The sequence below is a fragment of the Mycobacterium numidiamassiliense genome (assembly GCF_900157365.1).
Taxonomy (GTDB): Bacteria; Actinomycetota; Actinomycetes; order Mycobacteriales; family Mycobacteriaceae; genus Mycobacterium; species Mycobacterium numidiamassiliense.
This window is the reverse complement of record NZ_FUEZ01000004.1, coordinates 1,596,618-1,620,559: the sequence shown is the minus strand read 5'-3', so window position 1 is coordinate 1,620,559 and position 23,942 is coordinate 1,596,618. Positions and strand designations below refer to the sequence as shown.

The following is a 23,942-nucleotide window of genomic DNA, read 5'->3' as shown; positions in this document are numbered from 1 at the left end:
CCCTAGATTTTGAGTGTGCAGTCGCCGGATGCCGCCGAGATGCACGTCTGGATGCGATCGCCCGCGCCGTGTTCGGTGCCGGATCGGAAGTCGCGGACGTGGCCGGATTCCAGTGGCAGCACACAGGATTGGCAAATGCCCATCCGGCAGCCGAAGGGCATTTGAATGCCGACCTTTTCGCCAGCTTCCAATAGCGAGGTGGCCCCGTCCGCCTCGACGGTCTTATCGGAGATCGCGAACGTGACAGTGCCGCCCTCGCCGCCCTTGTCGGTCCGCGCGATGACGAAACGCTCGGTGTGCAGATTGTCTTGCAGACCAGCCTCATTGAACACTTTGTCAATCGAATCGAGCATGGCCGGCGGTCCGCACGCCCACGTGGGGCGCTCCGCCCAGTCCTCGACGATGCTGTCCAACGACGCGAAGTCCAGATGTCCGGCTTCCCCGGTCAGATGCAATTGCAGCCGGTAGCCGACGAGCTCTTCGTCGAGCTTGCGCAACTCGTCGTGAAATATGACGTCGTCGGCCGACGGGGCGGAGTGGATGTGCACGATATCGGGACTCTCGCCGCGCACCTTCAGTGCACGCAGCATCGCCATGATCGGGGTGATGCCACTGCCCGCACTCACCAGGAGCAACTTTTCCGGCGGCGGATCCGGCAGCGCGAAATCACCCTTGGGGGACGCCAGTCGGACGATGGTTCCGGGCTCGACTCCGTTCACCAGATGCGACGACAGGAACCCTTCGGGGGTCGCCTTGACGGTGATCGATATCAACTTCTTGTCGCGTTGCGGAATCGAGGTGAGCGAGTACGACCGCCAGTGCCAGCGGCCATCGATGCGCAGACCGATCCCGACGTATTGCCCGGGCCGGTAGTCACCGGAGAACCCCCAGCCCGGTTTGATCCGCACGGTGGCCGAGTCCTCGGTTTCTCGCTGCACCGCTACCACCTGGCCGCGCAGTTCCCGGGCAGACCACAGCGGGTTGAGCAGCTTCAGATAGTCATCGGGCAGCAGCGGCGTCGTCGCCCGAGCCACCAGGCCGCGCACCATGTTCACCTGCGGGGTGGACGCAGTCTCCACATCCCGCGCGGGGGCAATGCTCCACCGCCGAAGACTTTGGATCGTCCCCATACATGTCCCCCACTTCTTGGCCCCGTGTGTTACCGGCGTCACACTGCCGACCACGGCTGGGTGTCCCATCCCGCGCAGGATCAAACATGTGAAAAGAGGGTCGCGCCCGCCGGCTGCGTCTGCAGGCCTATTGCCCGGCCAGATTCATGACGTGTTTGATGACGTTCGGATAGCGCATCATGTGCGCCCCGCCGTTGAGGTCGAGCACTTCGCCGGTGATCCACGACGCCTTCGACGAGCACAGGAAGACCACGGCGTCCGCGATGTCCTCGGGCGTGCCCGCCCGGCCCAGTGCGGTGTTCTCCACATATTCCTCGAGCACACCGGGAACACTCAAGACCGGCTCGGTGAGCGGGGTGTGCACGAATCCCGGGGACACGGCGTTGACCCGGATGCCCCGCGGCCCCAATTCCAGTGCGGCGACTTCGGTGAGCATTGCCAGCCCCGCCTTGGCCGAGCAATAGGCGCTCATTCCGACGGCGGGTTGGCGGGCGTTCAGAGAGGTGAGTGAGACCAGCGCTCCGCCCTCGCCCAGATGCTGGCCGGCATGCTTGATCACCAGAAACGCGCCGACCAGGCAGGTGTCGATCACGGCGCGGAACTGATCGGCCGGTAGCTCGGTGATCAGCCCGACGCCGCCGAATCCGGCACAGTTCACCACGACATCGACACGGCCGATCTGCTCGAAGAGCTGTTGCACCGAGGCCTCGTCGGTGACATCCACCGTCACCGCATTGTGTTGATCACCAAGCTCTTTCGCGCGAGCTTGGGCGCCTTCGGTGTTGAGGTCGGCGATCGTCACCGTGCAGCCCTCGGCTGCCAGTGCCTTGGCGGTGGCCCACCCGATGCCGGAAGCACCACCGATGACGACGGCAATTCGGCTCGTACTCATAGGTTCCCAACGGCTCTCAGCACGGACGCTGACGTTACGGTAAGTAATCCAGTATGGTCAACGACCGACGCTCGCATGGCCCAGCCACCCGAAGGGGATGAAGCCCATGAACCCGACTCTGCGCGATGCCGTCGTCGGCGCGTGGGAACTGGTGTCGTTCGTCGCCCGTGACGAGACCACCGGCGAGGACCGTCAGCCGCTCGGTACGGCACCACGGGGCCTGATTTTGTATACCGCCGACGGCCACATGTCGGCGCAGCTGGCCGAAGCGGACATGAGTGGCTACGTCGCATACGGCGGACGATTCTCCGCCGACGAGGACACGTCGACGCTGCACCACGACGTCACCGTGTCGATGATGCCGGAACTGCTGGCGCAGCCGCAGTTTCGGCATGCCAGCGTCGACGGTGACCTCCTGACCCTCTCGGCGTCCAGGACCGACGACACCGGCGCGAGGACGCGCAGCACACTGGTATGGCGGCGGGCGACGCCGGCAACGGAGCTGTAGGTCTAGGTAGTCACCGTGTGGCGCGTTGGAAGAGGAACGTCAAATTCCTTCGCCGATTGGTGAATCCGCGCTTGAACGTGAACCCGTCGGTTTGATGAAAGAGGTGTCCTTCGAACAGGACCGCCCGGTTCGCGCGGTAGGGAACAACGGTCGGCTCAGCGTTTTGACTCCGCAGGAACTCCCGCACGCGCTCTCCCCCGGAGTTGTAGTCGTCGAAGCTCCAGTCCTTCGGCGGGCGCTGGTTCCACACTTTGATGCCGCCCGTGCTCGGGTCGAGGTTCGCGGAATCGGGGGTGATCCACAGGTTCAAGGTGACGTCGGCATCGTCGGCGTGGATATCGGTTCCCGGCAGCTTGGCGTCGTAGGCGAATCCCCACCATTGCGAAAACCGATGTCCCTCGAGCGCTTTGCCAGCAGCTTCTTGCAGCTCTTCGGCGATGGCGAAGAGCGAGACGCTGGCGAATCCGTCTTCGGGAAAGGCGCCCAGGTAGCCGAATTCGTATGGGTGGCGCCAGACGGTGGACTCCAGGCAGAACTTCTGCACTTGCTCCAACGCGGCTGGGGTGAGGAAATCGTCGATAACCTGAATCTTCTGCCCACCGGTCAGGAAGGCCTCCTGGATGTCACCGTAATCGACATCGGGGTTCAAGTACCGTGGCAGCTTCTGTTCGAAAGCCCGCACGTAGGGCAGGTCTGCGAGGACCCGGCCGTTGCGGCCACGTACGGAAACCTTCGGCGCCTTGGCTTTTGCCCCGTCGATGATGTCGGTGAGCTGACGGCCCAGGCCTTCAATTTCGTCGGTCGAAACATCGGGGAAGCCACGCACATCGCCAGCGCCGATGGCTCTCAGATAATCAAGCTGTTCGATGTTGTGCAGGGCGAAGTGCGCTGGAATCGAGTACTCCTCCGGCGGATGCTCTTGACGACGGAGCTCGGCCGCGGCGACGAAATCCGACAGTGCGCGGCGGTAGTGCCCCAACGCCACGTTCACCCTCGCCAACAACGCTCGGGCCGGCGCCGCAGAGGGTTCCGATTCCACCGCGGCCCAGGCGTGCCGCAGTGCTGACTCATGTTCTCCGAGTTCGAGATACGACGAAGCAAGCAGGCACAGTGCTTCGAAAGTCGGCGCCTGCTCAACTACCCGCTCAAGCACTTCGACTGCCGACTGGTAATTCCCGCTGCGCATCAAACGCTCGACTTCGGGAAGGCTCACGGACGCGACGTTACGGCCACCGGCCCGTCGCGCTCAACGGCTGGGCTAGATCGGCATCCGGTACCCGTAGAACTCGTGGTCTTCGTTGTATCCGCCCTGCCCGAACCCCAGGTGGGCGAAACTGTCCACGAACTCGATCGCTTCGATCCACTTGACCTGCTTGAAACCGATCTCGCGCTCATTTCGCAGCCGCAGCGGGGCGCCATGGGCTTCGTTGAGCGGCTCGCCATTCATCTCGTAGGCGAGCAGACACGTCGGTTCGTGCATGTGCTCGATCTTGTGACAGTCGTAGTACCGGCCCTCGAGCGCGCCGCCAGCTCCTTCGGCGAACGAGTAGAACACCACCCAGCGAGCCGATGGCCGGGGGTGCACCAGATCGAGGATGTCCGACATGCGGACGCCGCCCCATTTGGCGACACCGGACCACCCTTGAATGCAGTAGTGCTGGGTGATCTTCTCGTGCTTGGGCAGTGCGCGCAGTTCGTCGTAGGTCAGCGTGACCGAATTCTCGACTAGTCCCTCGATCCGCAGCGAGTAGTCCTTCCAATTACCGGCTTGCAGGCGGCGATAATCGTCGGACGTGGGCAGCGTGCCATTGGGCCAGAGATACGGCGAGATGTCTTTTTCGGAATAGGTCGCGTTGGGATGCAGCCGCTCCAGAAAGTCCTTCAGCCACCCCACCATCGAACGACCGACCACCTGGACCACACCGGGATAGCGCAGCGTGATGGGAGAAGCGCTCAACCACATGGTGACGATAATGACCATCGCCGCGAGGTAAACCACCAGTGGCCAATAGGATTTCGTGTCGGTGCCCAACACGATGTGGTTCAGGTTCCCCACGAGTCCGGTGGTGAACACCATCACCGTGTGGACGAAGATGAAAAACACCATCCAGACGAGAATCGCGAAATGCACGGTCCGTGCGACCTGCCGATTGAACACGCCCCGGCCGAAACCGAACCGCGCCGCGACCGCCGGAGCCTGTAGCAACCCGGTGAGGAAGGCCAGCGGCGCAGCGACGAAGACAGTGGTGAAGTAGGCGATGATCTGCATCCCGTTGTAGTTCGTGAAGCCCTGGTTCGACGGGAAATCGAGGGAGGCGTACTGCACCGCCGTGGACAGGGCATTGGGCAAGACATCCCACGATGTCGGGACAATCCGTCGCCACTGGCCCGTGGCGAAAAGCAACACGTAAAAGATCAGGCCATTCACCAGCCACAAGAGATCGAAGCTGAAGTGCCACCACCGCGCCAGCCCGATCGTGTGCCGGATGCCGGGTATGCCGAGCCATTTCGGGAGGGCGACCGCGTCATCCTTGGCCGTCCACACGTGCGCCGCGTCCTCTTGGTCCATGCGGTCGGGCGGGACCGGATCGCGCATCCGGAACCATTCGCTCCCGGGGCGACAGCCCGAATTGAGATACAGCCGCGGATGGTCGGCGAGAATCTGAATTCCCGCGCGAATGATGAACATCATGAAGACGATGTTGAACAGGTGCTGCCAGCGCAGCCATGCCGGAAATCCCGAGGTGACCGGCGCCGCATACGTTGTCGACGTTCCGGGATAGGTGTCGAGGAAGCTCTGCATCCAGCCGTAGTGGCGCAACTGCTGCCCCAGCGCCACCGCGACCAGGAGCCCGGCCAGGCCGATGGGGAGCAGCCACAGGGTGTTGAACCAGCGCCGATTGATCCGGATCGCCGGCACCCGTGCCTGTTCCTGCGTTATCCCTCCAGCCCAGTCACTGAGATCGACGCGGCGTTTCAGCACGGGCGGGCGCCTACGCTGATCCAGCAGTGATTCAGGGAAGGCGTGAGCGGCCGTGTCCCTATCGGGTGGTGGATCGCCAGTCATACCGTGTCCCCTCTGGTTCTTGCGCTGAGACGACTTCGATCACAGATGGCACCGTGTAACCAAACAAGTTACGTGCCGTGGTCGGGTTTGCGCAGCTGAACGCCCGGTTCGCCTGCACGGCAAGGTTTTTGCAACCCCGGCGATGAACGGCGAGTACAGTGGCTGCGATGGCTGCCGCCCCGTCGAACGAGCGGATGATCGCCGGGGTTGCCGCGGCGTCGATCTCGCTCGGGGTAGCCCAGCTGGTCGGCATCCCGTTCGGGGCGCGGGCCGACGCGCGAGCCGCGGTCGGCTCCATGGCCGTCGACCTGACACCCGGGCCCGTCAAAGAGTGGGCGATTCAGACCCTGGGCTCGCTGGACAAACTCTTCCTGTCCGTCGTCGTTCTCGTGGCAATCGCGACGATCGCGGCAATCGCCGGGAGCCTCGAGACTCGGCGCCGCCCAGTCGGCAGCGCCGCGATCGTCGCGGCAGGCGTCCTCGGCAGCCTCGCAGTGCTTGCGCGGCAGGGTGCGACGGCGATCGACACGATCCCCACCGTCGTCGGCACCGCCTGCGGCGTGGCCGTCCTTCGCTGGCTCACCCGCCGTTTCGGGCCCGGCGGCAACGACGACGAAGCCGGCCCCGATGATGACGATCCGGATGCCGGCAGGCGCCGCTTGGTCGTGATCGGTCTGCTGGGACTCGGAGTGGTGAGCGGGGTTGCGGGCGCCGTCATCACGCGGCTCGTGCATTCGGTCGCCGGTGACCGCAACAGCCTCACGCTTCCCCGACCACGGGTGTCGGCGCCCCCGATACCCGCCGATGTGCAGCCGAAAGGCGTTGTGCTACCCAGCTTTATCACGGCAAGCGCCGACTTCTACCGGGTAGACACCGCACTCAGTATTCCCCAACTCAGTCACGCTGACTGGCGGCTGCGCATCCACGGCATGGTGGACCGCGAAATCACCTACAGCTTCGGCCAACTCGCCGGCTTCGACGTCGCCGAAATGGTGATGACGTTGACCTGTGTGTCGAATCCCGTTGGGGGAAATTTGATTTCGACGGGTGTGTGGACCGGTTACCGGGTGGCCGATCTGCTGGCGGACGCCCACGTGCACCCAGATGCCGACATGGTGCTGTCGACGTCGATCGACGGATTCACGGCCGGCACACCAGTTGAGGCGCTGACCGATGGCCGCGACGCGCTCCTGGCGGTCGGCCTCAACGGTCAGCCCCTCCCTATCGCGCATGGCTACCCGGCCCGGCTGGTGGTACCCGGGCTCTACGGGTACGTGTCGGCCACCAAATGGGTCGTCGACTTGGAGCTGACCCGCTTCGACAAAGCACAGGCGTACTGGACACAGATGGGCTGGGCGCCGCAAGCACCCATCAAGACCGAGTCACGCATCGACGTGCCGAAAGGTGGCCAGACGCTGCCGCGCGGGCCCGTGGTGTTCGGCGGTGTCGCGTGGGCACAGAATCGTGGGGTGCGCGCCGTGGAGGTTCGCATCGACGACGGCGGGTGGCAGCCCGCCGAGCTGGGCGCCAGCTATTCCAACGCGACATGGCGGTTATGGAGCTTCCCGTGGCAGGCGAAAAGTGCTGGGAAGCACACCATTACGGTGCGCGCCACCGACAACACCGGAGCCACCCAAACCGCAGATCGGGTCGGCAGCGTGCCCGATGGCGCCACCGGCTGGCACACGGTGGACTTCAGCGTCGCGGAGAGCTAAGAGCGCTACTTGGCGGAGAGTTTCCGCCAGCTGAATACCGCGATCACGACACCGATCACCGCCGTGATCGGGCCGATGATGGACCAGGTGGTGGTGTTGCTCATCGGGCTACCAAGGAGCACTCCGAATCCCTGCAGCGCCCAGATCAGACCGAACACCGTGACGAGCAACCCGAACGCGAATGTGACGACGAAAGCCCTTCTCATATGGGGATCGTAGGCGCCCTTCGCAGGGTCTCTCGATTCGGCCGGTACCCGATCATGCCGGCGCGGGCTGGCCGCGGACGAGTCGAGTGGCAGGCGTAACACCCTGCTGGGCCGGATGGTTGGTCAGACGGGCGGATTCTTGAGCGATGGTGTGTCGTCGTTCTGGTGTGCGCCGCCGCTAGCGCGCGGCCGCGCCAAGTCCGAGTTTCGATCGCACCCAACTGCCCATTTCTGCGATGGCTTGGTCTACTTCAGGCACCCTGCCTGCGGCGACAATGAAAGAGTGCTGGCCTGCGGGGACCGATCGCAAAAGGACGTCGTTGCCTGCCGCTTCGGCTCGCTTTGCGAGTTCGGTGGCCTCGCCGGCGAGCAGCTCGTCGGTGCCGTAATAGATCGCGGTCGGGGGCAGACCAGAGAGATCGGCGGCGAGCAGATTGACGCGTGCGTCGTTCCATTCGACACCCGTGCCATCGAGCCACAGACCTCGAAACATCTCCAGCAAAGGACGTGTGAGCAGTTTGTCGGCGGAGGCGTTGCCGTCGATGGTGGGGTTGGAAATCGTCATATCCACCCAGGGAGAGATGGCCAAGATGGCGGCAGGCACCGGGGCTCCGCTATCGCGCAGTCGTAGCGCGAGACTGACGGCGAAGTTGCCGCCGATCGAGTGACCGACGCTGGCGATGTTTTGCGGCCGATAACCCTGATCGAGCAACCAGTTGTAGGCGTTGTCGACATCGTCGATCTGTGCAGGGAATTTATTCTCGGGTGATCGCCGATAGTTCAGCACCAGAGCTGGCACTCCCGCTGCCTTGGCGATGTGCGCGGCGGCTTTGCGATCAGAATGCATCGATGCCACGACGGTGCCACCCATATGGTTGTGCAGAAGCACTGCGCTCTCGTCGCCGCCCGCAGGCTTGCACCAAAGCGCTTCGACCCCACCAACATTCGCTTCGACGTAGCTGACCCCTTCCGGCTCCTTGCTGGCCAGATGAATCGACTCGATGATGTCTCGGATCATCGGCAGATCAAGATGAGGGTCTGAGGATCGCGTGCGCAGTGTCGCTAGGAAATCCGCGGATTCGATTGCTTCGCTGCTTGCCATGTGGTTTGCCCTTCTGTGATTCAGTGGTTTTCGCGTTGTGCGTTTGAATTGCTTTGTGCTCGAGATCAATTTGTGTTGTGAAGCTCCCCGTATGCGAGGCCGTTCAGAGCCGACGGTCCGATTTGATGAACTGCGCGGCACGTTCACCGATGACCACGCACGGGGCCATGGTGTTGCCGGCGGTGATTCGAGGCATGATCGACGCGTCGGCGACGCGCAGATTGGCGATCCCATGAACTTTCAGCTGTCCATCGACCACCGACATTTGGTCGCGGCCCATCTTCGCCGTCCCCGATTCGTGCCAGTAGGTGGTGACGGCACCGCGGAGGTAGCTTTCAAGTTCTGCTCCTGCCAGGTCGCCTGGCATGACCTCCCGTTCGACGAACGGACGAATCTCCGCTGAATTGCCGATTTCCCGAAGAACTTCGATGCAGGCGATGGCTGATTTGCGGTCATCGGGGTGCGATAGCGCGTTGGCTTCGATCCGAATAGGGTCCGACGGATCCGGGCCGGATAACCGCAATCGACCACGGCTATTCGGGTGTGTGGGCGACCCGAAAAGGCACCAACTGTTTTCTGGCAGACCGAATTTGGCGACATTTTCCGGAGTTGACTTCGGAAATGGCCCCAGGCACGCGAACAGGTCCGGCCCCTCGACGTCCGCCGCCCCTGAGTCCCAAAACAGCGTCGACCCCACCTGGGTGCTGCCTGGTACGGTTTCCGGAAACTGCCACACACAGTCGAAGCCGAAGTGGTCTTGGAAGTTACGGCCGACACCCGGCAGATGCTGCCGGACCGCAACGCCGACGCGACGCAGCTCGACTTCATCGCCGATGCCGGACTGCATCAGCACCTTCGGAGTGTGGATCGCGCCGAGGGACAGCACGACCTCGTCCTGCGCGGTGACCGTGTGCAGGCCGCCACCATGAATCAACTCGACACCGGTGGCTCGGTCGCCCTCGAAGAGGATCCGTGTCACGAGCGCGTTCGCGACCACCGTGAGGTTGGGTTTGTCCAGATACGGGGTGATGTAGGTGCGGAACACCGAGAGGCGCTTACCGTCACGCCAGCGCAGGTCGGTGATGGAGGCGCCGCGGTTCTCTTCCATCATGCGGCCGTTGGGACTTTGGTAAGTCGGAATCCCCACCGCCCTGGCCGCATCGACGGTCGCCACGGCCAGCGGGTGCACCTCGGGCGCGGGCTGCACGAAGACTGGTCCGCCGCTGCCGCGGTGATTCGGCTCGCCGACGCCATGCCAATCCTCGATCGATCGATACAAATCGAGCACCGGCCCATATCCCCACGATGGCTCGCCGGATTCAACAGCGAAGTGCTCCCAGTCGCTCCGATGTCCCCGCGCCCAGATCATCAGGTTGATGCTCGACCCCCCACCCAGCACTTTGCCCATCGCAAACGGGATCGAGCGGCCACCCAACGACGGGTCGGGCTCGGAAGCGAAATTCCAATCACGCTCGCCGCCAAGGTTCCTCGGCCACTGGGCCGCCTCGGTGACGGCAGATATCTCATCGGAGCCTCCGGCCTCCAGGAGCAGCACCCTGACGTCGGGATTCTCGGCGACCCGCCGCGCGATCACCGATCCAGACGACCCCGCCCCACACACGATGACGTCGTAGGCAGGCCCCAATACGCCCACGACGTGCGCAGCCCGGTCACGCACCATCTACTTCCTCCATCGGATCGTAGGATCACGATCGTTATATAACGCACGCTATCCTATGATTGTCGGGAGCGTCAAGGAGGACCAGTGAGATATCCGGCCGACCAGAAAGCGCGAGCGCGCGATGCATTGCTGCGGGCCGGTGCCCGCACGTTGAAGACCCGCGGCTTCAACGGCGTCGGCGTGGACGGCCTTGCGGCCGCCGCGGGCATGACATCTGGCGCGTTCTATTCGAACTTCCCGAACAAAGAGGCCCTGCTCGAAGCCGTCATCGACGCCGGGTTGGGCGAACCCTTGCTGACCGATACGAACTCGACCACCCGAGCGCAAGGGCGGGCCCGCCTGATCAGCTTTGTCAACGACTACCTCAGCGCGGACCACAGCATCGACCCAGCGGAGGGGTGCGTGATGCCCACCTTGAGCGCCGACGTCTCCCGCGCCGAACCACCAGTCAAAGACGCCTACCAGCGCAAGATGACCGCACTCGTCGCTCGCATCGCCGAACTACTGGACGGCGACGAGGCCGATCGACAGCGACGGGCGTGGAGCATCGTCGCCCTCCTGGTCGGATCGATCCTGATCTCGCGCGGCATCCCCGAACACAGCGAATCCCGCTTCGCGCCAATCGAGTCCGCCGCCGACACGGTGGCCACGCTGATCGGCTCTGACGTTCACGACGGGGACGCCGGTAGCGGTTAGCCCCTCGGCCGCATTCGTGCGCGTTTGGTGGCGTAGGTATGCGTTGATGCCTTTTGTCGAAAAGGTACTTAAACAGGCACACTGGTCGAACACTTTGGCGCTAAACAAGCGAACGCATGACCAAAGAACGGCGGCCAGAAGACGGAAGGCACGGCCGATGCAGCAACGCTTCTCGGGCGCTGGTCCCGAGCCGTCGTTGGCCTGGTTGCTTGATCCGCTGACCGTCGAGTCGTTTCTCGCCGAGGTGTGGGGTGCGACGCACTACCACGTCAGCCGCCACCGCCCGGAATACTTCGATCGCCTGCTGGACGGTTCGGCGTCCGTCGACGAGCTGGCCGGCCTGTTTCGGCCAGATCTATCACTGACGTGCATGGTCCGAAAGGACGACACGAAGGACCGGCACATCTACCGGCTTGCCGGCGGCAGTTTCGATGCTGTAGCCCTCGGCAAGGACTTTGGCGATGGCTACACGGTCGTCCTGGAGAGCATTCAGCGATATGTGCGCACGCTTGCCTCGCTCGCGCACTCCATCGAGGTCGAGTTCAACTTCGCGACGCAGGTCAACGCCTACTTCACACCCCCTGGCTCGCAAGGCTTCACCCCCCACGCCGACGACCACGACGTCCTGATCCTGCAGATTCGGGGATCCAAGATCTGGCACCTCTACGACGGCGCTGATAGAGCACCGCACGACATGTATCGCAAGGAACCAATTGCCATCGCCTCGCTCCCGTCGCCGACCGACGTGCATATGGAGGTCGGCGACGTGCTCTACCTGCCACGCGGCCGAGTTCATGCGGCCGAGGCCACCTCGGAGGTGTCGGTCCACTTGGCCGTCGGCCTGCACGCACCCACGCTCCTCACGCTCATCACCCGCGCGCTTGATTCCCTCAGCCACTCCGATGACCGCGTCCACACCCAGTTGCCGCCGCGCTACCTGAACGACCCCGACGTCCGTCCCAGGCTGGGTGCCCTCGCGCGTGACGCCATCGAGGCCCTCGAAGAGCCCGGCGTCATCGCGGAGGGTCTCAGTTCGCTCTCGGATGACCTGGTCAAACGCGGCCAATGCGCGCCGGTCGGACAGGCGATCTCGGACGCCATCGGGATCGATGGCCGCACCCGCGTGATGAAGTACCAGCCGCTATATTCGCGGGTAACGGACACTCCCGACGGCGTCGCGCTGAACTTCGCCCAACTTGAAATAAAAGCCGCTCCCGACCATGAGGACGCATTGCAATTTCTGTCGAAAAGCACTGAGCCGTTTCGGGTTTGCGACCTACCCGGGCTGTCTGCTGAGCAGCAGACGGAACTGGCCAGATCGCTGATCATGGCTGGATTTCTTGTTCGGCTGCCAGACGCGCCGGGCTCAGCGCCCTGACCTGCCGACCTTGGTGGAGCTAAGGGCATTCGAACCCCGGTTACTCAACGGCCCAGGCGAGCGTCCTCTGACACCGACGGCGCGGTTACGTGCGCGGATGGTCGATTTCGATGAGCTTCTCGGCAACGTGCGCCAGTCGGGTATTCGAGTCCTGTGACAGCCTCGTCAACAGGCTGAACGCCGCCGCCGAGTCGACGTCGAAACGTTCCATGAGCATGCCCTTGGCCTGGCCGATGACGTCGCGAGTTTCAAGAGCAGACCGAAGTTGCTCGTTCTCCCGGGCCATCGCCTGCGCATAGTCCCGGTCCGCGCGCACGGAGGCGGCCAGGGCAGACAGCACGTGGAGTTGCTCGGCGACACCGAGTGTTGCACCGCCCGCGATGTTCTGCGACAACGCTGACAACGCCTGGTCAAGTGAGGTGATCTCGGCTACGTGGAGCAGCACTCCGATCTGCTCGCCGCCATCGTCGACCGAGGTGCTCTTGCACGTCCACAGCTTCGCAACGAAGACGTCAGGATTCCGCGGATCGGCAATGTCGTATCGGAAGATCGGCATGGTATCGGTTCCGCGCCTGCGCATCGCGGCCTCGACGGACACGAGAAGCTGAGACGAACCGCTGGCCTGCGGATCCTTCGGGTCGTCCGGGAACACGTCGAAGACGAAGTCACCGAGCATCTCCTCGCGCTGCCGCATGGAGACCGCTTCATAGGTCGCATTCGCGCCGCGGATACGAAAATCGCGGTCAAGCAGCATCACACCAACAGCGGAAGGTTCGGCCACTACTGAGCCCGCAAGCGTATCCAAGCGATGCTCGTCAAGCATTCGCGACATCCGCCCGTTCGAGGTCACAACCTTTTTTACCCCCCTCTGCCCCCGACGGAAACATTTAACTTTCTGAATTTTTATCCGGCCGGACGGTGAGCGCGACTAGGGCTGCCCGTTTCGGATGGCGGGTCGGCTTCGACAAACGATTCGGGTGGCGCCCATGCGCGGACGGTAGAACTTCGTCCTTCGCGCTACGACAGCTAGCCTGGAACGCAGCGACGGATTTAGGGCCGGTTGCGTCCGCTTGTCCGCCGTCAGACGACCGTTGGTGCAACTGTGATGTTAAGCAGCCAGCATTAGACTGGCCGCCGTCGGATTCGCTGTGTAGACAGACGCAGCCAAGGGCCAGGGTCGTGTCGGCGAGGGAGCTTTACCGCCGGCGGGTTACGGAACCGCTGCTCTCGCAGACTTACTGCGTGCCTTCTATCGGGGTGGACCAAACGGAGCGGTCCAGTTCACTGCGGTGCCGCCTCCTGGTGGTGTTGTCAGGTGGCAGTCACCGCCGATCTGTTCCGCGCGAGACGCCATGTTGGCTACTGCACTGTGGCGCTCGTCGTCCGCGCTGATACTGCAGCCGTCATCGGTGATCATGACGTTCAGTTCGTCGTCAACAGTCACTGCGACGGTCAAATGTGTTGCCCCAGAGTGTCGGACGCTGTTGCCAATCACTTCTCGAATGACCGACTCAGCGCGATCAGCCACGTCGTCGCCGATGACGCTCATCGGTCCAGACATCCGCAGTGTCGTGGCAATATCGCGGTTTTCGGTCAGGTCGCTGACCGCGACCCGAACCCGCTGCCCAAAGCCGATCCGCTGTGCCCCGTTGACGTGCAATTCGAAGACGGCGGTGCAATGTCCTCGATCACGGCCTGCAGGTCACTGATGGACCGGTTCAGCCGAGCGGTGGTCTCACTGGACCGGGACCGGGCGACGGTGCCCTGCAGATCCAAACCGACAGCGAAGATCCGCTGAATCACATAGTCGTTCAGATCATGCGCGATCCGCTCACGGTCGGCCAGCACCGTTTGATGACGGGCATGTTCTAGGGCGCTGCCGAACTCCGGTGCCACTGCGGCGTGGTCGGCGGCGTCGCTGACGGGGTTGACATCTTCAGCTCGAAAGGGGTTCATGATGTCCCCTGTATGCGGGTATCAGCGGTGTGTCCGGCGTGAGCGTCTGCTCGTGAGGACAGCGGCGGACAGCTGACCGAATCCCGGACTGGCTGAAACTCTCAGCATCGCCAACCGTACACCTGGCAGCTGAGATCTGACGCGGTGTATTTGCTTGGGTTGGATGGAGCGGCTGGCACCACCTTGGGTACTAGGCTCCGTGGCCAGGTGAAGCGGAACGAAATAGGACCCGTTTACTGGACGACGTGCCGCGTCACCGCATGCGAGCGGGGCGTGAGTTCGGCTTCAAGGTTGTTATAGGCTCTGCTGCGGTCAAGATTTGCACTTCTTGGCTGCCACTCCGTCGTGTCTGCTTCCTGGTTCTGCCGGTCATGTTTGGCCATGCCGCATCTGTAGTGCGGTCGATGCTGACATCGCACGTACCCACGGCGTTTCCATCGCTTTCACTTCGCATGCCTACCGTATAACTCCGACTGAAAGTCAGCCCGGTTTGCATTTAGCGGCGGGGGGACGTCGATGCAACCTATCACTTGAAAGTTGAGGTTGCTATGAGTGAACATTCGCCGATTTCCGGTGCGACGCAAGATCTGGGGCCTGGGCTGTGGCTAAACAGCGTTCCCATCCCCAATACGGCCGCCGCGGCGGGGACAGGTCCAAGCTACCTCTACATGGTCGACGCCAATTGGTTCTACCTTTTCTATAGGGGTACCGACAACAAACTCATGTGGTGCCAGAAGGAGTTCGGCGCCCAATGGTCGCCGGGCAAGGCCCTCAAAGAGAGCGACCCCGGACTCGTCACGGCGTTTTCTCCGGCTGCGGCTGCGTGGCCCGTGCGCGGTCCCGAGCCGAGCTTGCTCTACGTCTTTTTCGTTAGGCCCAACGACTCCAAGAACCAAATCTGGTTCACCGTGTTCGACGGTGCGAACTGGTCGCAGGGCGAGCCGCTAGTAACCCAGGACGGCCAAACACAGAGCACACCCACCAGTCCGGCGGCGATTCACGTCAACGACAAGCTGTACGTCTTCTTCAAGGCCGACGATCCCTCGAACAGGATCATATATACGTTTTTCGACGGTAAGAACTGGGCGCCCAGCAGGTACATAAACGACGTCGAGGACCACACATCCGCCGCTCCGGCCGTGGTCTTCTTCAACGGCGGCCTGTACATCTTCTTCAAGGGAGATGGCAACAACCAGGTCGCGATGTGTAAGCCCTCTCCGGACGGTAGGTGGTTGCCGTGCCAAGTACTCAACGACGCCAGCGGCCCAATCATCACAAGCCCCGCTCCGGCCGCGATGGTGCTCAGAGGCCAGCTCTGTGTCTTCTATACGCCCAACTCGAACAATCCGATGAAGTACTGCCTCGGCACCCCTGACCAAACACCATGGACAAGCTGGGACATCAACGACGTCGACCACCCCAATTCGACGCCGGCCGGGGGGCCGGCGTCTGGGCACCGTAACGATCAGCGCATTTGGTTCGTTCCCGCCGTCGCGGGCACGTCCGAAATCCGGGAAAGCATGCACAAAGATGACCCAGATCCAAAGAAATTTCTGGATAATTGGAACTGGGCGGCAACAGATCCCACATGGAGCGATGACTACCTTAATACTTGCCCTGGCGGGAATCCGTTCATCACGTGGCAGGGCAGACAATGGTGGATCAATTACTGGTGGGACACGCTGAGTGGGACCTGGCAGGGGAGCGGTTATCAATCCAACTTCGACCCAACGCGGTTTTTCACACCCGGACCCGGGCAAGATGAACTTACGTTGTGTACCTTCGATCCTAATAGGCCAGGCGACGACCCGAAAGAGGCGTGCATAACTGCTGAAATTGTCCTTGCAGACCTTCTCGGGTATGGCGACTACGTTCTGACCGTACGAGCCAATGAGCCTAAACAATTTGGGGCTTTCGAACCCAATGTCTGCTTTGGGGCTTTTACCTACCAGTTTGGAATATCCACCGAAGAGACGAATCAGCACCGGGAAATCGACATGTTGGAAACGCTGTCATATGGTTCTCAACTGCGCAAGCCGGGTACTAACGCTCAATTCACATTGCAACCTGCTATCGATACTGTAATCAACCGATTCCCAATCCCGGCGGATTGTTCCGTTGTCACTCTGTGGTTGCGACGCCAAGACCCTGAAGTTGTTGGTAGTTGGGATACAGGTTTGTTTATCTTCAATGGCAGCTACAGCCTTGAACAAATCAGGTCGGGTAAGATTCCGCAGTCTATTCACAACTGGCTTCCGACTACCTCGGCGGGAGGCAAGGAGCGCCTGCCACATCACACGCCGGAAAGCCGTGAGCGACTTCATATCAACCTCTATTTAACGTCTACACAAGTCCCCTCACATCCCGCCGGCTTCCCGCCACAAAACCCACATTCGGTCATCCTCACTCGCTTCGAGTTCGCGGAGCTACCTTGATAGTTGCCGGCGCCCAAGACCTCATCCCGCAAACGTTGGACATGCGCAGTTCGCCTCTAGGTGCAAAAATATTGCCCGCTGAGCAGACAATTCGCCTCCCGCAACCAAGGGCTATTCGCTCAACTTGCTCTCCGACAACACCCGGTATATCGCCGCTTCACTCACCCCAACGGCGTTGGCAATTGTGCTGGCCGACGCGCCACTAGCGTGCACGCGCTGAACGAGAGCAGCCTTCTTGTCATCGAGGGCTTTTGGCCGGCCAATGTGCTGACCTCGTGCCCTGCGGGCTTCGCGGGCTGCTGAGCGTCGTTCACCACCGAGTTCAAGCTCAAGCTCAGCGAGACTGGCGAAGACACCGGCAACCATCCGTCCCGTGGCATTCGACGTGTCAATCGCCTCGCGCAGGGAGCGCAGCACGATGTCACGCTGGTTGAGGTCGCGGATCGTCGTCGTAACCTCAGCGGCATTGCGTCCCAAGCGGTCGATACCAACCACCACGACTGCTCAAACGTTGTGGAGCTAAGGGGATTCGAACCCCTGACCTACTCGATGCGAACGAGTCGCGCTACCAACTGCGCCATAGCCCCTGATCGCTAGCAGGTTACCAGTTCCAGCACCCCACCCTGACCGTCAGGACTACTGACCGACGGCCCGGGGCAGGTCGCGGGGCCAGCCGTAGTTCTGCTGCGGCATCGCGTAGTCGAGGTGCTCGAAGATGGGGTCCTCGTCGTCGATCTCCAGGACCACCGCGCCCGGGCGCCGCAACCGCGAGGGGACGACGTCGTACTCGCGGTCGTACGAGTTCTCCACGCCGAGCCGCGCGCGCTCCATCCGCTGCATCCGGCGGCGGCGTACCTTCTCCTCGATCCGCGTCTGCCGGCGCAGATAGCCCAGGTAGAGCAGGGTGACGGTGGTGGCGCTGCCACAGACCCACCAGGCCGTCGGCGTGATCTCGAACGCCGCGGTCGCGGTACCGACCAGAATGACGGCCATCACCATCAGCACACGCTTGCGTTGGGCGTATTTCCGGGCGCTGATCTCGGCGGCGTGCTTGGGGTCGAAGCGCCGGCGACGCGACCGGGCCGCGACGATCGCCCGCGTATCCGCGTCGTCATACTCGTCGTCCGCCTCGGCCTCCAGACCCGACGAATCCTCGACGTATTCGTAGCGGTCGGACCGGTCGGCCGCTGCGTCGTCGTCCTCGTCCTCGTCAACCGCGGCGCTGGCGCCGACCGGGAGAGCCGCCGAATCTTCGATGACGTCGACATCCAGGTAGTCGGGCTCGGTCTGCTCGACGGGGGCAACCCGTATCACGACCGGGCGCGCGGGCTGCGGATCGTCCGCCTCGGCCTCGTGGTCGTGCTCCTCGTCCAGCTCGTCACGATTGTCCTGGTCAACGTCCTCGTCGAACTCGTCCTCGGCCGGGTCGTCCGCGTGCTGCCAGTCCGGGTCACTGCGATGGCCCGCGGCCGGACCGGTGCGCTTGAGCAACCGCGCGTTGGCGCCTCCGTTGAGGACCCGGCTGGCCAATGCGACATCGCTGGTACGCCGCACCGCGTCGCGTTTGCTGATCAGCATGGGAACGAGCACGAACAGCCAGAGCACCACGAGCGAAATCCACAACAAAGACTGCGGGATGCTTGGCATGATGACCTGCTCCTTCTGGTCGTGATCCCCGCAAGGTCCTCGTGGCCAGCGCGGCCGGATCACAGTGACCAGCACAATTACACACCTGTAATTTCGCTCTCACAAGCACCAAACGTCACTCGTGTCGCGCTAGCCACATGGTGTCGTCCGCGGCTACTCCCAAAGGCACCGGCAAAGCGGAACCGGTCACACCCAACTTGCAAGGCCCGCGCGCACCAGGGTCGATGCGACGGAGCCGTAGACCTCTTCGACAGTGATGGCCATCAGCAGGTGGTCGCGCCACGCGCGGTCGACCTCGAGGTAGCGGCGCAGCAGGCCCTCTTCCCGGAACCCGACCTTGCCCAATACGGCCCGGCTGGCGGCGTTTTCCGGGCGCACGGTGGCTTCCACGCGGTGCAGCATGACCGGCCCGAAGCAGTGGTCGAGACCCAGCGCCAATGCCCCGGTGGCCACACCGCCGCCGGTGGCCGAGCTCGGTACCCAGTAGCCGATCCAGGCCGATCGCAGCGCGCCGCGGGTGACGTTGCCGATGGTCAGCTGACCGCAGAAGCGTCCGTCGAGCTCGATCACGTAGGGCAGCATCCGGCCGTTGCGGGCCTCCGCGCGCAATCCCGAACACAACGCCGGCCAGGCCGCCACGGTGTGCCGCATCGTCCAATCGCCCTCAGTGGAGGGCTCCCACGGCTCGAGGTGCGCGCGATCGGCCAGCCGGGCCCTGCTCCACTGGGTGCCGTCGCGCATCCGCACCGCCCGCAACCGGATCACCCCGGCGGGGACTCGCAGTGGCCCAACGGTCATGGGCCAACCGGGATGCCGGGAATTGGAACGCAAGAGGTTCACGTGTGTGCGCAGTCGTGTCGCTCAGCCGCGCTGAGCCAGGAAGGCGACGTCGACGATCTCGCCGGTGCGAATCTGTTCGGCCCCACTGGGAATCACCACCAGGCAGTTGGCCTCGGCGAGTGTGGCCAGCAGGTGCGACGACGCCCCCGGCGCTCCGCCCAGTGCCTGTACCAGGTACTCGCCGCTGTCCTGATCACGCATCAACTGACCGCGAAGGTAGCCCTTGCGGCCCGCCACCGACGTGATCGGCGAGAGCGTGCGGGCCTGCACGATGCGCCGCATCGGCTGGCGCTTGCCCAGCGACAGCCGGATCAACGGCCGGACCATCACCTCGAACACCACCAGGGCGCTGACCGGATTGGCCGGCAGCAGGAAGGTCGGCACACCATCGCGACCCAGCTGGCCGAAACCCTGGACCGATCCGGGATGCATGCCCACCCGGACGACCTCCATCTCGCCGAGCTCGGAGAGCACCCCACGGACCGCCTCGGCGGTCGAGCCCCCGACCCCGCCTGCGATCACCAACACTTCGGCGCGATTGATCTGGCCCTGAACGATTTCGCCGAACTCTTGCGGGTTGTTGGAGACGATGCCGATGCGGTTGACCTCCGCCCCGGCGTCCCGGGCCGCGGCGGCCAGGGCATAGGAGTTGACGTCGTAGACCTGTCCGTTGCCGGGAGTCCGGGAGATGTCCACCAGCTCGCCGCCGATGGCCATCACCGAGACCCGCGGGCGCGGATGCACCAGCACCCGCTCACGGCCGACCGCGGCAAGCAGCCCCACCTGAGCGGCACCGATGATCGTCCCGGAGCGCACCGCGACGTCCCCGGGCTGGACGTCGTCCCCGGCGCGCCGCACGTAGGCGCCCGAGGGCGCCCCGCGCAGAATCCGCACCTTCGACGTTCCGCCGTCGGTCCAGCGCAACGGCAGCACCGCGTCGGCCAGCGTGGGCAGGGGAGCTCCGGTGTGCACCCGGGCGGCCTGCCGGGGCTGCAGCCGGCTGGGGGTGCGCGTGCCGGCCTCGATGGTTCCCATCACCGGCAGGACCAGCCCGTCGCGCGCGTCCTCGTCGGCGATCGGATCGCCGCCTTCGTCCAGGACGGCATCGCCGCCGACCTCACCAACGCCCAGCACATCCACACTGCGCACGGCGTAGCCGTCGATCGCGGCCTGGTCGAACCCGGGCAGTGGCCTTTCGGTGACGACTTCTTCGGCGCACATCAATCCCTGCGCCTCGGCGATGGCGACACGTATCGGCCGCGGGGCCACCGCGGCGGCCGTTATCCGAGCCTGCTGCTCCTCCACAGAACGCACAACCGCGCCTCTCTGCCGTCAAGCCGTGCCGGGCGAACTGCGCCCGGTCCCCGACTCGTGCCGTGGCCCCCCAAGCTCGCCGGGCCCGGCGTCATCGGCCGGCTACTGCTCGGTCAGGCCCAATCGCTCCACCAACCATCGCCGCAAGTCCGGGCCGTAGTCGTCACGATCCAATGCAAAGTCAACCGCAGCCTTGAGGTAGCCGCCGGGATTTCCCAAGTCGTGTCGAGATCCGTGGTGCACGACGACGTGTACGGGGTGACCCTCTTTGATCAGCAGCGCGATCGCATCGGTGAGCTGGACCTCGCCGCCGGTCCCGCGCTCGATGCGGCGCAGCGCGTCGAAGATGGCCCGGTCGAGCAGATAGCGGCCGGCCGCGGCATACATCGACGGGGCGTCCTGGGCCCTGGGCTTTTCGACCATGCCGTTGACCTTCAGCACGTCCGGGTGGCCGCCGGGAACAACCTCAACGTCGAAAACGCCGTAGGCACTTATCTCTTCGCGGGTGACCTCGATGGCGCACAGCACGGTCCCGCCGTACTGGGCACGCACCTTGGCCATCGTCTCAAGCACCCCGGTCGGCAGCACCAGGTCATCGGGCAGCAGCACCATGACGGCGTCCTCGTCGGGTGTCAGCGTGGGTTCGACGCATCCGATGGCATGTCCCAGCCCGAGTGGCTCGGCCTGCACCACCGACTCGACCTTGATGAGCGCAGGCGCCCGGCGCACCTTGGCCAGCATGGCGTGCTTACCGCGCGCTTCCAGCGTGCCTTCGAGCACCAGGTCCTCGACGAAATGTGCGACGACGCCGTCTTTGCCTTCGGAGGTGATGATCACCAAGCGGCCGGCACCGGCCGCGGCCGCCTCGGCGGCGACGAGCTCGATGCCCGGCGTGTCGACGACCGGCAGCAACTCCTTGGGCACCGTCTTGGTCGCCGGCAGGAAGCGCGTGCCGAGACCAGCGGCGGGCACGATCGCCGTGTACGGAATCGGAACTTCATCGGGCCGTGACATCGTTCACACCATAGCGCTCATGGGGTTTGACGCCTCTGCATGGCAGGCCGAATACCCAACCTGCCATGGTTGACGCATGGCAACGGCGAGCAAGGCCGCGTTGCGGGAACAGCTTCTCGCGGCCCGCAGCGGCGTTGCCGAAACCGTCCGTGCGGCCGAGGCCAGGCGGCTGTGCGAGCACCTGGAGCCCACGGTGAGCAGCGGCAGCATCGTGTGCGCCTATGTGCCGGTGGGCACCGAACCGGGTTCGGTGGAAATGCTAAATGTGTTGCTGCGACGGGCGGCCCGTGTACTGCTGCCGGTTGCGCGCATGAGCGGTGACGACGCTCCCCTGCCGCTGCGCTGGGGCCCCTACCGCCCGGGCGAGCTGGTCCGCGGCCCCTGGGGGCTGCTCGAGCCGCCCGAGCCCTGGCTGCCCGAGTCCGCCCTGGCCGAGGCCACCCTCGTGGTGGTCCCGGCGCTGGCCGTCGACCGCCGGGGCGTGCGCCTGGGCCGAGGCCGAGGCTTCTACGACCGCTCGCTGGACGCCAGAAAACCGCAGGCACGCCTGGTCGCGGTGGTGCGCGACGAGGAGCTGCTCGACGAGTTACCCGCCGAACCGCATGACGTTCCGATGACGCACGCGCTCACCCCGCGGCATGGGATGATCGCCGTGACACCCAGCGGTGGGGGAATGAGAACGCTGCTCTGACGGTTTTAGCACTCGGGCATAGTAGAGTGCTAACAAACTTGATTCACGGAGGTTTTTAGTGCCGACCTACAGTTACGCGTGCACTGACTGCGGCGATCGCTTTGACGTTGTGCAGGCCTTCACCGACGACACCCTGACCACGTGCGAGAAGTGCTCCGGGCGGCTGCGCAAGCTTTTCAACTCCGTCGGCGTGGTGTTCAAGGGCAGCGGCTTCTACCGGACCGATAGTCGCGAGTCGGGCAAGAAAGCCACGGCCGCGACCAACGGCTCCTCGACCAAGGAGTCGGGCTCGAGCGAGAAGTCGGGTTCCAAAGAGAGTTCCAGCTCGGGCTCGGGCGAGAAATCCGGATCGAGCGACAAGTCGAGCAGCAGCTCCACCGCGTCCGCCGCGACGACGTCCAGCTAACGGGTTATCCACAGCGCTGCCCCTGACCGTCGGCGGTCTCGATGCGATGCCCTTAGCGTTGCGGCGTGGGCGGGCCATCGCTGAATCCAACGATATTGAGCCGGGCGGCGACGCTGTTGCGCCCAGACTGGACCCGAACCGTCGCGGCCCGGCGGGTGGCCGCGGGCGGGCTGGTCGTGTTGGCCGCCGTGGCGGCGGTGCGCTCTGATCCCGACGACGATCGCGCCGAGGTGGTGGTCGCCACCCACGACCTCAGCCCCGGCGCCGCCCTGACCCCCGACGACATTCATCTCGAAAAGCGTTCGGCTACAACACTTCCCGACGGCGCCCGGGTCGACATCGGCGCCGTGCTCGGTTCGACGCTGGCCGGCCCGACGCGACGCGGCGAGGTGCTCACCGACGTCCGGCTACTGAGCAGCCGGCTGGCCGAATCGACCGCAGGGCCCGGCGCCCGGATTGTGCCGCTGCACCTGGCCGACGGTGCGCTGATCGACCTGGTCCGCGTTGGCGATGTCGTCGACGTGCTGGCCGCCCCGGCCACCGATGCGGACCCCGGCAAGCAGGCATCCAGTCGAGTGGTGGCGGCCGATGCCGTCGTCGTCCTCGTGTCGCCCAAGCAGAAAGTCCAGGCCAACGACACCGACCGCGTAGTGTTAGTCGCGCTGCCGGCTCGCGTGGCGAACACGGTGGCAGGTTCGGTGTTGGGCCAGGAGGTGACCCTCACTCTGCACTGAGCGCCTGGCCGCTGTTCTCCGATGGGGTCCGCAGCAAATCTCGCCGGCCCAGAAAGGATATTCAATGCTCAAGGGGTTCAAGGAGTTTCTCTCCCGCGGCAATATCATCGACCTCTCCGTCGCCGTGGTCATCGGTACCGCGTTCACCGGGTTGGTCACCAAGTTCACCGAGAGCATCATCACGCCGTTGATCAACCGGATCGGCGTCAACCAGAAGTCCGATGTCGGCATCCTGCGGATCGACATCGGCGGCGGCAACACCATCGACCTGAACATCGTGCTGTCGGCCGCGATCAACTTCATCCTGGTCGCCGCGGTGGTGTACTTCCTGGTCGTGCTGCCCTACAACAGGCTGCGCAAGCAGGGCGAGGTCGAGCAGGCCGACGACGCGCAAATCGTCTTGCTCACCGACATCCGCGACCTGCTCGCGCAAACCAACGGAGACTCATCCGGCCGACACGGTGGGTCCGTTAGTACTCCCCCGCCCGCCCACGGACCCCGCGCGGACGCCGAGTCGCAGTGACCCGGAC

The 23,942-nt window shown here is 64.0% G+C and carries 23 protein-coding genes, 1 tRNA gene and 2 pseudogenes; 10 read left to right on the top strand and 16 right to left on the bottom strand.

Going from position 1 to position 23,942, the window contains the following annotated elements:
- Positions 1-2: 2 nt before the first annotated feature.
- Both MNAB215_RS16385 and MNAB215_RS16380 read right to left on the bottom strand, forming a co-directional pair.
- Positions 3-1,130: a ferredoxin reductase gene (locus MNAB215_RS16385; protein ID WP_077079769.1), complete on the bottom strand. Its 1,128-nt coding sequence runs from the start codon at positions 1,128-1,130 to the stop codon at positions 3-5.
- Positions 1,131-1,257: 127 nt separating this feature from the next.
- The gene (locus MNAB215_RS16380; protein WP_077079768.1) at positions 1,258-2,022 is read right to left on the bottom strand and encodes an SDR family NAD(P)-dependent oxidoreductase; all 765 of its coding nucleotides are present in this window, start codon (positions 2,020-2,022) and stop codon (positions 1,258-1,260) included.
- Between the two features lie 106 nt (positions 2,023-2,128).
- On the opposite strand from MNAB215_RS16380, the gene MNAB215_RS16375 reads away from it, so the two are divergent.
- Positions 2,129-2,530 (top strand): lipocalin-like domain-containing protein, encoded by a 402-nt coding sequence (locus MNAB215_RS16375; protein WP_077082072.1) that lies wholly within the window; start codon positions 2,129-2,131, stop codon positions 2,528-2,530.
- A 10-nt stretch (positions 2,531-2,540) separates the two neighbouring features.
- Here MNAB215_RS16375 and MNAB215_RS16370 read toward each other — a convergent pair whose 3' ends face one another.
- On the bottom strand, positions 2,541-3,743 hold the full coding sequence (locus MNAB215_RS16370; protein WP_077079767.1) for a tetratricopeptide repeat protein: 1,203 nt from the start codon (positions 3,741-3,743) through the stop codon (positions 2,541-2,543).
- A gap of 45 nt (positions 3,744-3,788) precedes the next feature.
- Positions 3,789-5,597 (bottom strand): molybdopterin-dependent oxidoreductase, encoded by a 1,809-nt coding sequence (locus MNAB215_RS16365; RefSeq protein WP_077079766.1) that lies wholly within the window; start codon positions 5,595-5,597, stop codon positions 3,789-3,791.
- Positions 5,598-5,764: 167 nt separating this feature from the next.
- Here MNAB215_RS16365 and MNAB215_RS16360 point away from each other — a divergent pair, with 167 nt between their 5' ends.
- The gene (locus tag MNAB215_RS16360; protein ID WP_077079765.1) at positions 5,765-7,312 is read left to right on the top strand and encodes a molybdopterin-dependent oxidoreductase; all 1,548 of its coding nucleotides are present in this window, start codon (positions 5,765-5,767) and stop codon (positions 7,310-7,312) included.
- A 5-nt stretch (positions 7,313-7,317) separates the two neighbouring features.
- Here MNAB215_RS16360 and MNAB215_RS16355 read toward each other — a convergent pair whose 3' ends face one another.
- From MNAB215_RS16355 to MNAB215_RS16345, 3 genes are all read right to left on the bottom strand, one after another.
- Positions 7,318-7,518 carry a hypothetical protein gene (locus tag MNAB215_RS16355; protein ID WP_077079764.1) on the bottom strand — a complete coding sequence of 67 codons (201 nt, stop codon included), beginning with the start codon at positions 7,516-7,518 and terminating at the stop codon, positions 7,318-7,320.
- Positions 7,519-7,696: 178 nt separating this feature from the next.
- Positions 7,697-8,620 (bottom strand): alpha/beta hydrolase fold domain-containing protein, encoded by a 924-nt coding sequence (locus MNAB215_RS16350; protein ID WP_077079763.1) that lies wholly within the window; start codon positions 8,618-8,620, stop codon positions 7,697-7,699.
- Positions 8,621-8,723: 103 nt separating this feature from the next.
- The gene (locus tag MNAB215_RS16345) at positions 8,724-10,301 is read right to left on the bottom strand and encodes a GMC family oxidoreductase (RefSeq protein ID WP_077079762.1); all 1,578 of its coding nucleotides are present in this window, start codon (positions 10,299-10,301) and stop codon (positions 8,724-8,726) included.
- 84 nt (positions 10,302-10,385) lie between these two features.
- Between MNAB215_RS16345 and MNAB215_RS16340 the strand changes: the two genes are divergently transcribed.
- Both MNAB215_RS16340 and MNAB215_RS16335 read left to right on the top strand, forming a co-directional pair.
- Entirely contained in the window at positions 10,386-10,997 is a 612-nt protein-coding gene (locus tag MNAB215_RS16340) for a TetR/AcrR family transcriptional regulator (protein ID WP_077079761.1), read from the top strand.
- Between the two features lie 157 nt (positions 10,998-11,154).
- Complete coding sequence (locus MNAB215_RS16335) at positions 11,155-12,375, top strand: cupin domain-containing protein (protein ID WP_077079760.1); 1,221 nt, start codon at positions 11,155-11,157, stop codon at positions 12,373-12,375.
- Positions 12,376-12,460: 85 nt separating this feature from the next.
- On the opposite strand, the gene MNAB215_RS16330 is transcribed toward MNAB215_RS16335, so the two are convergent.
- From MNAB215_RS16330 to MNAB215_RS16320, 3 genes are all read right to left on the bottom strand, one after another.
- A complete protein-coding gene (locus tag MNAB215_RS16330; RefSeq protein WP_165691580.1) occupies positions 12,461-13,132 on the bottom strand; it encodes an ANTAR domain-containing protein in 672 nt (223 codons plus the stop codon).
- Positions 13,133-13,624: 492 nt separating this feature from the next.
- On the bottom strand, positions 13,625-13,924 hold the full coding sequence (locus MNAB215_RS16325) for a sensor histidine kinase (protein ID WP_077079759.1): 300 nt from the start codon (positions 13,922-13,924) through the stop codon (positions 13,625-13,627).
- 44 nt (positions 13,925-13,968) lie between these two features.
- Positions 13,969-14,331 carry a sensor histidine kinase gene (locus MNAB215_RS16320; protein ID WP_077079758.1) on the bottom strand — a complete coding sequence of 121 codons (363 nt, stop codon included), beginning with the start codon at positions 14,329-14,331 and terminating at the stop codon, positions 13,969-13,971.
- Between the two features lie 129 nt (positions 14,332-14,460).
- Between MNAB215_RS16320 and MNAB215_RS30270 the strand changes: the two are divergent.
- Together MNAB215_RS30270 and MNAB215_RS16310 are read left to right on the top strand one after the other, a co-directional pair.
- Positions 14,461-14,645 (top strand): annotated as a pseudogene (locus MNAB215_RS30270) (hypothetical protein); the annotation flags it as partial.
- A 234-nt stretch (positions 14,646-14,879) separates the two neighbouring features.
- A complete protein-coding gene (locus tag MNAB215_RS16310; protein ID WP_077079757.1) occupies positions 14,880-16,766 on the top strand; it encodes a PLL family lectin in 1,887 nt (628 codons plus the stop codon).
- A gap of 111 nt (positions 16,767-16,877) precedes the next feature.
- Here the strand turns inward: MNAB215_RS16310 and MNAB215_RS16305 are convergent.
- The 6 genes and pseudogenes from MNAB215_RS16305 to MNAB215_RS16280 all read right to left on the bottom strand — a co-directional run.
- Positions 16,878-17,267 (bottom strand): annotated as a pseudogene (locus MNAB215_RS16305) (recombinase family protein); the annotation flags it as partial.
- Positions 17,268-17,280: 13 nt separating this feature from the next.
- A tRNA-Ala gene (locus tag MNAB215_RS16300) sits at positions 17,281-17,353 on the bottom strand.
- 49 nt (positions 17,354-17,402) lie between these two features.
- Complete coding sequence (gene sepX, locus MNAB215_RS16295; protein ID WP_077082070.1) at positions 17,403-18,413, bottom strand: divisome protein SepX/GlpR; 1,011 nt, start codon at positions 18,411-18,413, stop codon at positions 17,403-17,405.
- 186 nt (positions 18,414-18,599) lie between these two features.
- Positions 18,600-19,253: a GNAT family N-acetyltransferase gene (locus MNAB215_RS16290; RefSeq protein WP_217348933.1), complete on the bottom strand. Its 654-nt coding sequence runs from the start codon at positions 19,251-19,253 to the stop codon at positions 18,600-18,602.
- Between the two features lie 21 nt (positions 19,254-19,274).
- On the bottom strand, positions 19,275-20,567 hold the full coding sequence (glp, locus tag MNAB215_RS16285; RefSeq protein ID WP_077079755.1) for a molybdotransferase-like divisome protein Glp: 1,293 nt from the start codon (positions 20,565-20,567) through the stop codon (positions 19,275-19,277).
- 102 nt (positions 20,568-20,669) lie between these two features.
- Complete coding sequence (locus MNAB215_RS16280) at positions 20,670-21,581, bottom strand: UTP--glucose-1-phosphate uridylyltransferase (RefSeq protein ID WP_077079754.1); 912 nt, start codon at positions 21,579-21,581, stop codon at positions 20,670-20,672.
- A gap of 76 nt (positions 21,582-21,657) precedes the next feature.
- On the opposite strand from MNAB215_RS16280, the gene MNAB215_RS16275 reads away from it, so the two are divergent.
- The 4 genes from MNAB215_RS16275 to mscL all read left to right on the top strand — a co-directional run bounded on the left by MNAB215_RS16275 (position 21,658) and on the right by mscL (position 23,935).
- The gene (locus tag MNAB215_RS16275) at positions 21,658-22,272 is read left to right on the top strand and encodes a 5-formyltetrahydrofolate cyclo-ligase (RefSeq protein WP_077079753.1); all 615 of its coding nucleotides are present in this window, start codon (positions 21,658-21,660) and stop codon (positions 22,270-22,272) included.
- Positions 22,273-22,330: 58 nt separating this feature from the next.
- Positions 22,331-22,678 (top strand): FmdB family zinc ribbon protein, encoded by a 348-nt coding sequence (locus tag MNAB215_RS16270; RefSeq protein ID WP_077079752.1) that lies wholly within the window; start codon positions 22,331-22,333, stop codon positions 22,676-22,678.
- A gap of 65 nt (positions 22,679-22,743) precedes the next feature.
- Complete coding sequence (locus MNAB215_RS16265) at positions 22,744-23,412, top strand: SAF domain-containing protein (RefSeq protein WP_077079751.1); 669 nt, start codon at positions 22,744-22,746, stop codon at positions 23,410-23,412.
- Between the two features lie 64 nt (positions 23,413-23,476).
- A complete protein-coding gene (mscL, locus tag MNAB215_RS16260) occupies positions 23,477-23,935 on the top strand; it encodes a large-conductance mechanosensitive channel protein MscL (RefSeq protein ID WP_077079750.1) in 459 nt (152 codons plus the stop codon).
- Positions 23,936-23,942: the final 7 nt, after the last annotated feature.